We start from the raw sequence: 12,297 nt of genomic DNA, 5'->3' as shown, positions 1-12,297 counted from the left end.
TTCCACGGCGTGGAAGAACATGGACAGCCGGAAAGTTCGGCCCCACCACTGCGGTAAGGGCCGGTTGAAACCTGGCGGTCCACCGTATGCTAGATACACCTTAAAGTGAACTGGCCACGAAACAAAAACCTGCCCGAAATCCGTCAGTTCATATATCTAGCCGCGCCGCGCTCAAAGAGCTGCCGCGCAACCGCACGACCCACCTCGACTGGGTCGGTGCCGCTCGCTTCCTCGACAAGCTGGGCGGAGCCGTCGGTGGCAAATACTCCGCCGCGCAGGGTGATCACTCCCTCGTCGAGGGTGGCGTAGCTGGCCACCGGAGCGGTGCACCCCGCCTGCAAGGTGGCCAAGATCTGGCGCTCCGCAGCCGCGCAGATGGAAGCTTCATGGTCGACGAGGTGGTCGATGGTGGCGCGGGTGGTTTCATCATCGGCGCGGCACTCCACGGCCAGCGCGCCCTGCGCCGGGGCGGGCATGAACACCTCCGGGTCGAAAACCTCAGTGGCGTGGGCACTGTAACCGGCGCGTGAAAGGCCCGCATAAGCCAACACGACGGCGTCGAGTTCGCCATCGGTGACGTAGCTCATGCGGGTTTCGATGTTGCCGCGCAGAGGTCGGATGTCCAGGTCGGGGCGCAACGCCCGCAGTTGGGAGACGCGGCGCGGCGCGGAGGTGCCCACGCGCGCCCCCTTAGGCAACTGGGTTAGGGTGAGCCCATCGCGGGCAATGAGCGCCTCACGGTTGTTCTCCCGCTTCGGCACGATCAGGTGGGCGCGCTCATCCGGCGCGGTGGGCAAGTCTTTGAAGGAGTGGACGGCGACATCGACGGTGGCGTCGAAAAGCGCGTCGCGCAGCGCCGTGGTAAAAACACCCACTCCGATGCGCTCAACAGGCGCCATAGATTTGTCCCCCGCGGTCTTGACAATTTTCAGCTCCGCCTCGGCACCAGTGGCCATGATTGCGTCGCGCATGTGCCCGGCCTGGGTCATGGCCAGGTTCGATCCGCGGGTACCAATCTTGAGCATGTCACTTCTCCTTCGTGGTGATCTCGTTTAGCCGCGGCAATTGGGTGACGTCAACAGCCACGGAGGAGCGACCAAGACCGAACAATTCCTCCAACGCCGTTTCAACGCTAACGGTGCCGGAGCTTGCCGCCAGTTCCTTAATTTTGACGGTGGGGTTGTGCAGCAGCTTATCGACGACCCGACGCACCGCCCTGGTCACCGCCGCGAACTCCTCATCGTTGAGCGAGGGCACCCGCGCCCGCAGCCGCGCCAACTCCGACTCCGTGACCTCATTGGCTGCCCGGCGCAACTGCGCCACGGCTGGGCCGACCTCACGGATGCGTTGCTGGGAGCTGAAAGCCTCGAGTTCCTCCGCGACGATCGCCTCGGCGGCCTTATGGGCCAAGCTGTCTTCCGTGTCGCCGTCGAGCACCTGCTTATGGAGGTACTCGATGTTAACCAGGTGAACCCCCTCAATGCGGGTCACTTCGTCATCGATGTCGCGGGGGAGGGACAAATCAGCCAACATGATGGGCCCTGAAAGATCCTCGGCCGTAATGGTAAACCCGCCGGAGGCGGTCGCGGAGATCGCGATGTCGACCCGGCGCAGCGCGGCAGAACGGTCAGCGTAGTCAACCACCTCGGTCGCCACACCGGCCTGCCTGGCGTGGTCCGCCAGGCGTTCGGCTCGCTCCCGGGTGCGGTTGGCCACGACGAGACGCTGCACCCCCAGCTTGCCCAAATGTGTGGCAGACAGCGAAGCCATCGCCCCCGCACCCAGCACCAGAGCGGATTTGCCACGCAAATCCTTCACTCCCATAATTGCCATGGCCTGCTCAAGCGCGAGAGTGACCATGGAGGCGCCCGCATCATCAATGTTCGTTTCAGTGTGGACGCGCTTGCCGGTGTGCAGCGCGGACTGCGCCAAAGAATGTAGGCCCGGGCCCACGGTGCCGCGCTGGGCGGCATCTTGGTAACTCGCCCGCACCTGCCCAATAATCTGCTGTTCGCCGACCACCATTGAGTCTAGGCCGGAGGCAACGGTCATCATGTGCTCGGCTGCCGCGTCGGCGTAACGGACATAGAGGTAGTTGCGCAGCTCCGACTCCGGCACACCAGAGGTTTCGGCGAGCACACCTAACACATCCTCAACGCCGCTGTGGAAAGAATTGGTCACCGCGTAGACCTCCAACCTGTTGCAGGTGGAAATGATCATCGCCTCGGACAAGGAGGGCCGCTCGAGAAGGGCGGACGTGGTCGAATGCTGCACGGTGTCATCCATGCTCAGCTTCTCCAGCAACGTCACCGGCGCCGAATGGTGCGACATCCCTACGACGAGAACACTCACGAGATCCCTCCGGAATTGTTAAAAATCAAACTAAAGGATAGCCCAGCCATCAGGCGAGTTCGGCGGCAAGGTCATCATTATTGACTTCCCAGCAGGCAAATTCCTCCCCATCAATGACAACGACAGGAACCCGATCCCCGTATTCCATCGCCAGCTCCCGATCATCGGCAACATCGACGTCGACAAGCGAAAGCTGCGCCCCCGCCGCCTCAACAACCGGACGAATCTGCTCCGCAACCCTGGCGCAGGACCCGCAGCTTTCACGGACCATCAACTCCACTTTCCGCATCGCACCTCCCAAACCACGACACCCCAGGGCAGAGCGCACCAGCCGGGCCAGCGCACATCCTAGGGAAGAATTACGATAAATAACGCTACTCCCCACCTCCAACGAAAGGTTGACTCCCCCATGAGCGCGGAATTCCTCCCCCTCTCCGGCCGCGAATTCCTCGCCCAATGGTCCGCCTCCCACGGCAACCTCCGCCGCTTCCTTGAAGACACCGCCCTGCCACCACTCGACGACAATGCCCAACGCGCCGCCGGCGAAGCCGCCGCTGCCGCCGCAGTCCACGAAGCCTTCGGAATGGGCCTGGAAGAATTCAGCCTTGGCGTCGACACAGTCGGCGGCGCCTTCGCCTCCGCAGGCGCCTCGCGCGTAACCTCCCCCGACCCAGACATTCCGCAAGATATCCACGCCGCCGCCTTCTTCGACATCGATAACACCCTCATCCAAGGTTCTTCTCTCGTCCTGCTTGCCGCCGGCTTGGCCAAAGCCCGATACATCACCCTGCGCGAACTACTGCCCGGCATGATCAAACAAATCCGCTTCCGTCTCAGCGGCTCCGAAAACCCGCAAGACATCGCCAAAGGGCGCAAACAAGCCCTCGAATTGGTCAAGGGAAAATCCGTCGCGGAACTCAAACAACTATGCTCCGACATTGTCGATACGCAAATGGTCAACAAGGTCTACCAATCCACCATCGACCTGGCCGCCATGCACATCGCCGCCGGCCAACAAGTGTGGCTCGTCTCCGCCACCCCAGTACAAATCGGCCAAGCACTCGCTGAACGCCTCGGCTTTACCGGCGCATTGGGAACGGTCGTCGAAGATGATGGAGAAGTATTTACTGGCCACCTCGTCGGAGACATCCTCCACGGGCCCGGCAAGAAGCACGCCGTCGCTGCGCTGGCCGCCCTCCAGCAACTCGACCTCTCACAATGCACCGCTTATTCCGACAGCATCAATGACGTACCTATGCTGTCAATGGTCGGCACCCCCGTCGCAATAAACCCCGACCGCAAACTTCACGCCCACGCCAAAAACGCGGGCTGGGATGTACGCGAATACCGCTCCGTGCGGCGCTTCATCCGCAGTTGGGCTGGCGTCGGGACGCTGGTGGGGCTGGGGGTAGCTGGAGTGGGCCTGGTTCGATATGTGGGTTCCTCGCGGCGCAGCTAAAACCAGGTGGACAAAAACTGCTGGCCGATGGGCCGGGAGCGGATCACAACGCAAGGGCTCAACTCGACCCTTCGGCAAAAACTCGCCGGATACTCAGCCTGAGACGTAGCCACCGAGGGTCGAGAAAACCCCGCCTCACGCAGCTTCCAACGGTGAGACGGGGTGGGGTAGGCGTTACTTGCCGAGCTTGCGGCGCTGAACGCGCGTGCGGCGCAGCATCTTGCGGTGCTTCTTCTTGGACATGCGCTTGCGGCGCTTCTTAATGACCGAACCCATCAGGTTTCCTCGTTTCTCGTGTTTGTACGTACAGACCTGCCAGCGGCTACGGAGCAGCGGGGGCCGCTGCTGACGCGGGAGCGTGCACACTCCCAGCAGCCAACGCGCCACCGGCATGAATGTTCACAGCATACCGACCGCACGGTGACAGACCAAAAACTGCGCCGCCCTTGCCCTGCACATAAGTCAGGGCGCGGGCGGCGTAGTACTCAGCAGGCGCCTATCCGACGTCGTAGACGGAATCGTCGAGGTAATCGTTGACAGCCTTCTCATTGACGCGGAAGGAGCGGCCAACGCGCACCGCTGGTAGCTCACCAGAGTGAACGAGACGGTAAACCGTCATTTTGGAGACGCGCATGATCTCAGCGACCTCGGCGACTGTAAGGAACTTGCCTTTTTCTTCATGAGACATAGATAAATTAACCCTTCAAGCACGGTCGCGCTGTAGGCTTCCCCTCCCACAGGACGAACACGCACGTGCTGAAACCAGCCTAGCGTGAATCGAGCGGAGGTTGCGACTCAAGTGTCAAAAAATTTTCAAAGTTCAGATAGTCAACTGTTAGTTACCAGTGTGACAACAGAGTGCGATGCTTCGGCAGCAACATCAAGAACCCAGTTCACGGGCCCTGTCTGCACACACTTCCGTGGCACGATACAACGCGCCCCGAAGCCCCGACTCCTCCAGCTCACGGATCGCAGCAACAGTCGTTCCCGCAGGAGATGACACCGCATGACGCAACTGCGCGGGCGATTGCTCACCAAGAAGCATTTCCCCAGCACCCGCGGCGGTGGCGGTAGCAAGTTTTACCGCGGTATCGCGGGGCAGGCCAAGGGAAACGCCGGCGTCGATAAGCGCCTCAGTGAGAAGGAAGTAATACGCCGGGCCCGAACCGGACACCGCAGTGGCGATGTCGATAAGCGACTCATCAAGCTCCACGACCTGACCCGTACACGAAAGCATGTCCAGGATCACACGACGCTGATCAGCCTCAACAAAGCGACCAAAAGACGCAAGATGCACCCCCTTACCCACCAACATGGGGGTGTTCGGCATGACGCGGGCAACAGGGGTGCCCGCAGCCGAAGCGGCACCCTCCATCGCCGAAATGGTCACACCCGCCGCCATGGACACCAACACAGTCGACACCTCATTGCGGGCGAGAGTGTCACTAATTTCCTCGATCACGGCCGGGATCTGCTTCGGCTTAACGCACAAAAAGCACACATCAGCGCCGGAAACGGCCTCCGTATTGTCGTCGGTGGTAACCACACCGTAGCGCTGTGCCACCTCCTCACCGCTTTCACGGCTGCGGTTCGTGGCGGTTATACGCAGCGGCTCCACCCCCGCGGCAACGAGACCCGAGATGAGGGCCTGCCCAATGTTTCCAGCGCCGATGACGGCGATCTTGTCAACAAAATCAGTTGGCTTGGAGTTCATGCCCCAAGAGTGCCACAAAGCTTCACACGAGCAAGGCAGGACCGAAAGCCATCACGGCGGCAGCGACAGCCGCCATGGTCATCGTGAGCCCGTCGCGGCCAGTGCGCAAGGCGCGCACACCGAAAACGACCGCAACGACGGTCGCCAGCGCAAGCAGGACCGCGGCGATCGTGGACAGGCTCGTCCACACCCATTGGAATGCGAGGAACCCGACCACACCGACTGCTAGGCCCCCGAAAATGAGCAGCACCAAAAGGAGCGGCTTAATCTCCTCTTCGTCTCGCGTCCCAAAACTGGACGCCGTTTTTGCAGGCTTTGCAGGCTTTGCAGGTGCAGTCTCGGTGGTCTTAATCGCCGTCTTAACCGCCACAGTGGGCTTGTCTGCCACGGTGGGCTTGTCTGCCACGGCGGTTTTAGCGGTCTCGGCGGTTTTAGCGGTCTCGGCGGTTTTAGCGGTCTCGGCGGTCTTGTCTGCCTCGACAGGCGCAGTCTGTGCCTTGCTGCCCTGCGCTTGAGGCTCTAACTCCTCGGGCTCGATGCGTCGAATGACGGCGGTATCTTCCACGGCAGCCTTCGCTGAGGGGGCGCTGACCTTGCTGAAATCACCGACCTTTAGCTCGGGTATCGGGGCTGACTTATCGGCCGGCTTCGGGGCCAACTTTTGCGCAACCTGGTTAGCCGTCGCAGGCTTTTCTGGGGCGTCAAGAGGCACATTTGAATGCCTAGCTTCCGCTGGGCGGGCCTCCACCTTCTTGAGCGAACCCGTCAGTTCGGCGACGGAGACTCCTCCGTCCTCCAAGCTGCGGCGCCGACGGGGGCGTGCCGGTGCCTTCCCCGTATTCCCGGCCCGGGCGAGGAGTTCGGCAACGGTGAGCTGCTTGCCATCAGACATTAGTTGTCATCTCCTTGCGTAGCGTCGGCGCGCCTTGGCATGTCATTTCCAAGGTGACCCTGATCAATCCACCGCAGGATAACGCCTTCGCGCAGTGCCCACGGGCAGATATCCAATTTATCAAGTTTAAGTGCCCGCATGGCGGCTTCCGCAACTAAGGCACCCGCCACGATCTGGTGGGAGCGGTCTGCGTTGATCCCTTCCAGCTCTGCGCGGTCGGCTGCCGTCATGCGGGAAATAAACGCGATGAGCTGGCGCAGGCCGGGCGCGGTGAGGCTGCGGCGCACGAAAGGGCCAGCCGATGAGGGTGCCGCGCCGGTAAGGCGTGCCAGGGAACGGAAAGTTTTCGAGGTACCCACAGCCAGCCCCGGCTCGCCGAGTGCGCGGAACTCTTGGGCGGGGCCGGCAAGTTCGGCGTCGATATAGTCGCGGAGCATGTTAATTTTCTTGCGCTCCGGCGGGTCGGTGTCGAACCACTGGTGGGTTAAACGGCCCGCACCGAGATCCAGGGAAACAGCCAGATCCGGTGTTTCCTCCACTCCGCTGGCAATTTCGAGGGAGCCGCCGCCGATGTCAAGGTTGGTGATGCGCCCGGCTGACCAGCCGTGCCAGCGGCGCGCGGAGAGGAAGGTCAACCTCGCTTCCTCCTCGCCGGAGAGGACGTCGAGGCGTACCCCCGTGGATTCTTCCACTCGCTGCAAGACATCCTCCGAGTTGGTCGCGGAGCGCACGGCGGAGGTGGCGAAAGCAAGAAACGCCCCACATTTGAGGTTTTCGGCGAGGTCCTTTGCTTCTCGGACAGTGTCAATTAGTTTGTTGATGCCTTTGTCCTCAATGTTTCCGTGCTTGTCAAGCTGCTCCACCAGACGCAGAGGCTGTTTCCAGTCACTCATTGGGGTTGGGCGCCCGCCAGCACGGGCATCCACCGCCACGAGATGGACGGTGTTGCTGCCTACATCTAATACACCTAGTCGCACACCCACAGCGTAGTGGGTCTACCGTACTGAGGTGTGAATCAACCATCTTCTCAACCCGTGCTTTTGGGCTTTCCCGCTTCCTCCCCGGCGGGCAAATCGATCAAGGCGGGGCGTGAAGTGCCGCCCGATTTCCCGCGCGATTGGTTCGAGTTCGTCCACCCGGACGACCCCACACACTACTTCACTATTGACCTGACCTGGGCGGAGTCTACCTGGTCTTGCCGTTTCGGCTCCCCTGAGTGTTTGGGTATCGACGAGTCGAATCCGGTGGTGGGTTGTTGCATTCACGGCGCCTACCTGTCCGACGAACACGACCGCGATGTGGTGTATAACGCGGTGGTGGAAATGCCGGAGAAGTACTGGCAGTTGCGGCCGCCCGGTGTCGATTCCTACATTGCGAACGCAGACCCTACCGTTGTTGAACCGTGGCTCGAGTGGGACGACACGGACCCGGAGGAGGATCCGGACGGCCCGCATTTGAAAACGAAGCTTGTCGACGGCGCCTGCATCTTCGCCAACCGCGCCGACGCGGAAACCGGCCCTGGCTGTGCGCTTCACCAGTGGGCGATGGCGGAGGGACGCAGCATTATCGGTTCCAAGCCGGAGGTGTGCTGGCAGGTGCCTTTTTCGCGCGAGGATGCGTGGGAGGAGCGCCCCGACGGTGTCGAAATTTTGCGCACCACCATCGGCGAGTACCACCGTCGTCAGTGGGGCGGTGGCGGTGAGGAGTTCGACTGGTGGTGTACCGCTTCTCCGTCCTGCCATTCCCCCGGCACCAACGGCGGTATTCCGCTGTGGCAGTCAATGAAAGATGAGCTCACGGAGCTCATTGGGGAGAAACCTTACGAGATCCTCGCCGCGCACTGCCGGGCGCGCGCCGCGCTTCCCGCCGCCGCCCGCAGCGCCCACCCGGCCACAGTTCAGGCCTCGAGCTTGTAGCCCAGGCCGCGCACCGTCACAAGCTGCTTCGGCCGAGAAGGTTCCACCTCGATCTTGGTGCGCAGCCTTTTGACGTGCACATCCAGGGTTTTGGTGTCGCCGACGTAGTTTGCGCCCCAGATCCGGTCGATGAGCTGGCCGCGGGTGAGCACGCGCCCGGCGTTGCGCATGAGGTATTCGAGAAGGTCGAATTCTTTCAGGGGCATGGGCACCGGTTGGCCGTCGACAAGCACCGTGTGCCTTTCCACATCCATCTTGACTCGACCGACCTGGATGATCTGCCCATCGTTGTCCTCGACCTCTTCGACCTCCGGGCCGCGCCGCAGCACCGCACGGATGCGAGCAACCAGCTCGCGGGTGGAGTACGGCTTGGTCACGTAATCGTCGGCCCCAAGTTCAAGGCCAACAACCTTGTCAATCTCCGAGTCGCGGGCCGTGACCATGATGATGGGAACGGAAGAAACCGCACGCAGACGGCGGCACACCTCCGTACCGCTCATACCGGGCAGCATCAAATCCAACAGCACAAGGTCAATGCCGCCGCCCTCGAACTTCTCCAGCGCCTCTGCCCCGTTGCCCGCCACGACGCTGGAAAACCCTTCCTTTCCCAGCAAATAAGCCAACGGATCAGCAAGAGATTCTTCGTCTTCTACGATCAAGATTTTCGTCGTCACTGCTCTTCCTTTTCCTTTCGACGGCCCGCCACCCGCGTGACGGCCTTACGGACCCCGGACGACTCCTCCCGCCCCGTCTCAACGCTCAAAGCGATCGGCGTGTAGATGGGCAGCTCGATGGTAAACGTCGAGCCGGTCCCGGGACGAGACCACAACTTGATATTACCGCCGTGGTTGGCCACGACGTGTTTAACAATTGCCAAACCCAGTCCCGTTCCCCCAGTTGCACGCGAGCGGGCCTTGTCAACGCGGTAGAAGCGTTCAAAAACCCTCTTTTGGTCTTCCGGGGAAATACCGATACCCCGGTCGGTGACGCGGATGAGCACCACTGAGTCACGCACCACCTTTTGGGTGATGCTCACCGGCTGGTTATTCGGCGAGTAATTGATTGCGTTGGACACCAGGTTCGACACCGCCGCGATGAGAAGTGCTTTATCCCCCATCACTGACACGCCGGTGCATGCACTACGGTTCAGCTCGATCTCTCGGTTGTCGGCGCTGACCTGGTTGCGTTGGATCGCCGCGTCAATGACGTCGTCCACGCGCACCGGCGCCATATCCGGCAAAGCCTCGGCTCCCTGCAGTTTGGACAGGGAGATCAAGTCGGTGATCATCTCCCCCATGCGGTGGGATTCCTTGACCAGCTTGCCGCCAAAATACGTAACCATCTCCGGGTCGGTTGGGTCCTCCAGCAGCGCCTCCGCCAGCAGCGCAATGCCGCCAACTGGGGTTTTCAGCTCGTGGGAGACATTTGCCACGAAGTCGCGGCGGGCGGATTCCATCCGGACGTTTTCCGACTCGTCGGCACCGTAAGCCACCACGAAGGAATTGTCCGCCAGGGTCAGTGGTTTGACCAGTGCGCTGACGTTGCGGATCCTGCTGCCTGTGGCGCGTTTGGGCATGGCGATCTCCAGCACGCGGTCCTCTTGGTCCGCGAATACCGCTTCGGCGGCTTTCCACACCTGTGGGTTTAGCGTCCGGTCGTGGACGAGCGCCATGTCGTGCGCCCGCGAGTTCGACAAAAGGACGCGCCCGGAGCGGTTGATCACCGCGACACCGGTGGGCGAGCCCTGCACGGCCAGGTGAAGAACTTGGCCGATGGTAGAGACCTGTGGTTCCTCGGGCACTTGCTGGGCCAGGTGGCGATCCCGCCACCTGCCGACCCGCTGCGCCACAGGCACAGCGAGCACGGTCAGGACTATTCCGAGGATGAATGCGAGAGCGGGTGACAAGCCGGCGTTCTGGTCCTACTTCTGGGTGCCCTGGTTGGCCACCGCTGCGGCACCGGCGGCCGCAGCCTCCGGATCGAGGTAAGTGCCGCCCGGGTTGAGCACCGTTCCTTGCGCGTCCATCTCGTAGACCAGTGGCATGCCGGTGGGAATGTTAAGGTCGGCGATGTCTTCGTCGGAGATGTTGTCAAGGTACTTCACCAGCGCGCGCAGGGAGTTGCCGTGCGCGGCGACCATGACGGTTTTGCCGGCCAGAACCTCGGGGCGAATCACGTCTATGAAATAGGGGATGAAGCGCTCGACGACATCCTTGAGGCACTCGGTGCGAGGCACAACCGGCAGGAAGAAGTAGCGTGCATCCTCGGACTGGGAGTATTGATTGTCCGTGTCGATCTCCGGGGGCGGGGTGTCGTAGGAGCGGCGCCAGGACATGAACTGTTCCTCGCCGAACTCCTCGCGGATTTCCGTTTTATTCAGGCCCTGAAGTTTGCCGTAGTGACGCTCGTTGAGACGCCAGTTGCGCACCACGGGAATCCAGTGGCGATCGGCGGTGTTGAGCGCGATGTTGGCGGTGCGGATCGCGCGGCGCAGCAAAGAGGTGAACACGATGTCGGGCAGCGCGTTTTTCTCAGCCAACAGTTTTCCAGCGTTGACTGCCTCCTTCTCGCCCTGCTCGGTAAGGTCGACGTCCACCCAACCGGTGAACTGGTTGGACTTATTCCATGTGCTCTGGCCGTGGCGGAGCAAAATCAGCTTTCCATTACCCATGGTTTCAGCATGCCATGATGCGGGCCGTGGCGCGCTGTTATCCGCCGAACGCGCTGCGCTTTTCCCCGTCTGGGCGGAAGGAGGCGAGGGTGTCGCGGTAGACAGCCTCCAGCCGCTGCGCGGCGGCGGCCCAACTAAACCCGGCGGCGTGGGTGACGGCGGCTTTGCCCATGGCGATGCGCGTGGGGTCGTCGGCAAGCAACATGGCCAGGCTACGGGCCCAGTCGCGGGGGTCGTGGCCGTCGACAAGCACCCCTGTTTTTCCGTCGTCGACAGCAAGCGGCAATCCACCTACGCGCGCGGCGACGACCGGGGTTCCCGTCGCCTGCGCCTCCACCGCAACCAGCCCGAAGGACTCGTTGTAGCTGGGCACAGCGACCACGTCGGCCGCCTGGTAAATGCTCACCAGCTCCTCCGGCGGGCGCGGGCCGAGGAAACGAACACAGCGGCCCAACCCTTCCTCGCGCGCCAGGGCGCGGTAATGCTCGACGCTGGAGTCGCTTCCCGACGCCCCACCGCACATCACCAGGCGCAACGCCAGCTCCGGCTGCTCACGCACCAGCTCCCCGGCCGCTTTAATGAGCACCTGCGGGCCTTTGAAATCTTGCAGCCTGCCAACAAAAGCCACCACCTTCGCGTGCAACGGAAGGCCCAAATCGCGCCTGGCGAGCTCCGTGTTGCGGTTGGTGCCCGGGTTAAATAAGTCGGTGTCGGCGCCAGGGGTAACCACGCTGATCTTGCTCGTCTCCACGTCGTAGTGGCGCGCCAGCTCCGCGCTTTCATACGGCGTGTTGACCACTAGGCAATCCGCGTTGTCGACCAACTGCTGCTCACAAATGCGCCGCGCTTCACCTTCGGTGGTGCGTGCCGCGTTTTTCACCGCCGCCCAGGTGTGGCCGGTGTGCACCAGCGGCACCCGCGCCAGATCGGACAGCAGCCACGCGACTTGTCCGGACAGCCAGTAGTGCGAATGGATCAGGTCATAGGTGAGCGTGTGGTGCCGCACGAACTGGACTATCCCGCCGGCAAAGGCCGCCAGTTGCGTGGGCAGTTCCTCTTTGCTCAGTCCCTCATACGGCCCGGCGACAACATTGATCACCCGCAGGTTCGGCGCGACTTGAACGATCTCTCCTTGGCTGGGTCGGGCGGCGCGGGTGTAAATGTCGACCGTGGCGCCCCGACGCGCCAACTGGGTGGCAATGTTGATGACGTAAACATTTAAACCGCCGGCATCACCTGCCCCCGGCTGTTCCAGGGGGGAGGTGTGCATGGAGATCATCGCAACGCGCATAC

14 protein-coding genes are annotated in these 12,297 nt (G+C 62.1%); 2 read left to right on the top strand and 12 right to left on the bottom strand.

Annotated features, from left to right (window positions below):
- Positions 1 to 143: 143 nt before the first annotated feature.
- From hemC to VLL26_RS10090, 3 genes are read right to left on the bottom strand one after another with little or no spacing between them, the layout of a single operon-like run.
- On the bottom strand, positions 144 to 1,025 hold the full coding sequence (gene hemC / locus VLL26_RS10100; protein ID WP_342318944.1) for a hydroxymethylbilane synthase: 882 nt from the start codon (positions 1,023 to 1,025) through the stop codon (positions 144 to 146).
- 1 nt (position 1,026) lies between these two features.
- Complete coding sequence (locus VLL26_RS10095) at positions 1,027 to 2,352, bottom strand: glutamyl-tRNA reductase (RefSeq protein WP_342318943.1); 1,326 nt, start codon at positions 2,350 to 2,352, stop codon at positions 1,027 to 1,029.
- A gap of 49 nt (positions 2,353 to 2,401) precedes the next feature.
- Positions 2,402 to 2,641: a glutaredoxin family protein gene (locus VLL26_RS10090; protein WP_342318942.1), complete on the bottom strand. Its 240-nt coding sequence runs from the start codon at positions 2,639 to 2,641 to the stop codon at positions 2,402 to 2,404.
- 120 nt (positions 2,642 to 2,761) lie between these two features.
- Here VLL26_RS10090 and VLL26_RS10085 point away from each other — a divergent pair, with 120 nt between their 5' ends.
- Positions 2,762 to 3,811, top strand: coding sequence for an HAD family hydrolase (locus VLL26_RS10085; RefSeq protein WP_342318941.1), 1,050 nt, complete (start codon positions 2,762 to 2,764; stop codon positions 3,809 to 3,811).
- Between the two features lie 174 nt (positions 3,812 to 3,985).
- Here the strand turns inward: VLL26_RS10085 and VLL26_RS10080 are convergent, their stop codons facing one another.
- The 5 genes from VLL26_RS10080 to VLL26_RS10060 all read right to left on the bottom strand — a co-directional run bounded on the left by VLL26_RS10080 (position 3,986) and on the right by VLL26_RS10060 (position 7,394).
- Positions 3,986 to 4,087, bottom strand: coding sequence for a 30S ribosomal protein bS22 (locus tag VLL26_RS10080; protein ID WP_003855542.1), 102 nt, complete (start codon positions 4,085 to 4,087; stop codon positions 3,986 to 3,988).
- A 220-nt stretch (positions 4,088 to 4,307) separates the two neighbouring features.
- Positions 4,308 to 4,499 carry a helix-turn-helix domain-containing protein gene (locus tag VLL26_RS10075; RefSeq protein WP_342318940.1) on the bottom strand — a complete coding sequence of 64 codons (192 nt, stop codon included), beginning with the start codon at positions 4,497 to 4,499 and terminating at the stop codon, positions 4,308 to 4,310.
- A gap of 192 nt (positions 4,500 to 4,691) precedes the next feature.
- Entirely contained in the window at positions 4,692 to 5,525 is an 834-nt protein-coding gene (gene proC / locus VLL26_RS10070; RefSeq protein WP_342318939.1) for a pyrroline-5-carboxylate reductase, read from the bottom strand.
- Between the two features lie 22 nt (positions 5,526 to 5,547).
- Positions 5,548 to 6,417: a hypothetical protein gene (locus tag VLL26_RS10065; RefSeq protein ID WP_342318938.1), complete on the bottom strand. Its 870-nt coding sequence runs from the start codon at positions 6,415 to 6,417 to the stop codon at positions 5,548 to 5,550.
- Complete coding sequence (locus tag VLL26_RS10060; protein ID WP_342318937.1) at positions 6,417 to 7,394, bottom strand: Ppx/GppA phosphatase family protein; 978 nt, start codon at positions 7,392 to 7,394, stop codon at positions 6,417 to 6,419. Before VLL26_RS10060 ends, VLL26_RS10065 begins: the two co-directional genes overlap by 1 nt.
- A 33-nt stretch (positions 7,395 to 7,427) precedes the next feature.
- Between VLL26_RS10060 and VLL26_RS10055 the strand changes: the two genes are divergently transcribed.
- Positions 7,428 to 8,333, top strand: coding sequence for a hypothetical protein (locus tag VLL26_RS10055; RefSeq protein WP_342318936.1), 906 nt, complete (start codon positions 7,428 to 7,430; stop codon positions 8,331 to 8,333).
- Here VLL26_RS10055 and VLL26_RS10050 read toward each other — a convergent pair.
- From VLL26_RS10050 to mshA, 4 genes are read right to left on the bottom strand one after another with little or no spacing between them, the layout of a single operon-like run.
- Complete coding sequence (locus VLL26_RS10050; protein WP_342318935.1) at positions 8,315 to 9,007, bottom strand: response regulator transcription factor; 693 nt, start codon at positions 9,005 to 9,007, stop codon at positions 8,315 to 8,317. The genes VLL26_RS10055 and VLL26_RS10050 overlap by 19 nt on opposite strands.
- A complete protein-coding gene (locus VLL26_RS10045; RefSeq protein WP_342318934.1) occupies positions 9,004 to 10,239 on the bottom strand; it encodes a sensor histidine kinase in 1,236 nt (411 codons plus the stop codon). The genes VLL26_RS10050 and VLL26_RS10045 overlap by 4 nt, the downstream gene beginning before the upstream one ends.
- A gap of 15 nt (positions 10,240 to 10,254) precedes the next feature.
- A complete protein-coding gene (locus VLL26_RS10040; protein WP_342318933.1) occupies positions 10,255 to 11,004 on the bottom strand; it encodes a phosphoglyceromutase in 750 nt (249 codons plus the stop codon).
- Positions 11,005 to 11,041: 37 nt separating this feature from the next.
- Positions 11,042 to 12,295, bottom strand: coding sequence for a D-inositol-3-phosphate glycosyltransferase (gene mshA, locus VLL26_RS10035; protein WP_342318932.1), 1,254 nt, complete (start codon positions 12,293 to 12,295; stop codon positions 11,042 to 11,044).
- Between the last annotated feature and the right edge of the window lie 2 nt (positions 12,296 to 12,297).

Origin of the sequence: Corynebacterium sp. BD556, from assembly GCF_038452275.1 — a bacterium.
GTDB classification, from domain to species: Bacteria; Actinomycetota; Actinomycetes; order Mycobacteriales; family Mycobacteriaceae; genus Corynebacterium; species Corynebacterium mayonis.
This window is presented reverse-complemented; position numbering and strand designations above follow the sequence as displayed.

What these genes read in the sequence shown, in the direction of transcription:
- hemC (WP_342318944.1), bottom strand. Translation starts at nt 1,025, where the DNA reads ATGCTCAAGATTGGTACCCGCGGATCGAACCTGGCCATGACCCAGGCC.
- VLL26_RS10090 (WP_342318942.1), bottom strand. Translation starts at nt 2,641, where the DNA reads ATGCGGAAAGTGGAGTTGATGGTCCGTGAAAGCTGCGGGTCCTGCGCC.
- VLL26_RS10085 (WP_342318941.1), top strand. Translation starts at nt 2,762, where the DNA reads ATGAGCGCGGAATTCCTCCCCCTCTCCGGCCGCGAATTCCTCGCCCAA.
- VLL26_RS10080 (WP_003855542.1), bottom strand. Translation starts at nt 4,087, where the DNA reads ATGGGTTCGGTCATTAAGAAGCGCCGCAAGCGCATGTCCAAGAAGAAG.
- VLL26_RS10075 (WP_342318940.1), bottom strand. Translation starts at nt 4,499, where the DNA reads ATGTCTCATGAAGAAAAAGGCAAGTTCCTTACAGTCGCCGAGGTCGCT.
- proC (WP_342318939.1), bottom strand. Translation starts at nt 5,525, where the DNA reads ATGAACTCCAAGCCAACTGATTTTGTTGACAAGATCGCCGTCATCGGC.
- VLL26_RS10065 (WP_342318938.1), bottom strand. Translation starts at nt 6,417, where the DNA reads ATGTCTGATGGCAAGCAGCTCACCGTTGCCGAACTCCTCGCCCGGGCC.
- VLL26_RS10040 (WP_342318933.1), bottom strand. Translation starts at nt 11,004, where the DNA reads ATGGGTAATGGAAAGCTGATTTTGCTCCGCCACGGCCAGAGCACATGG.
- mshA (WP_342318932.1), bottom strand. Translation starts at nt 12,295, where the DNA reads ATGCGCGTTGCGATGATCTCCATGCACACCTCCCCCCTGGAACAGCCG.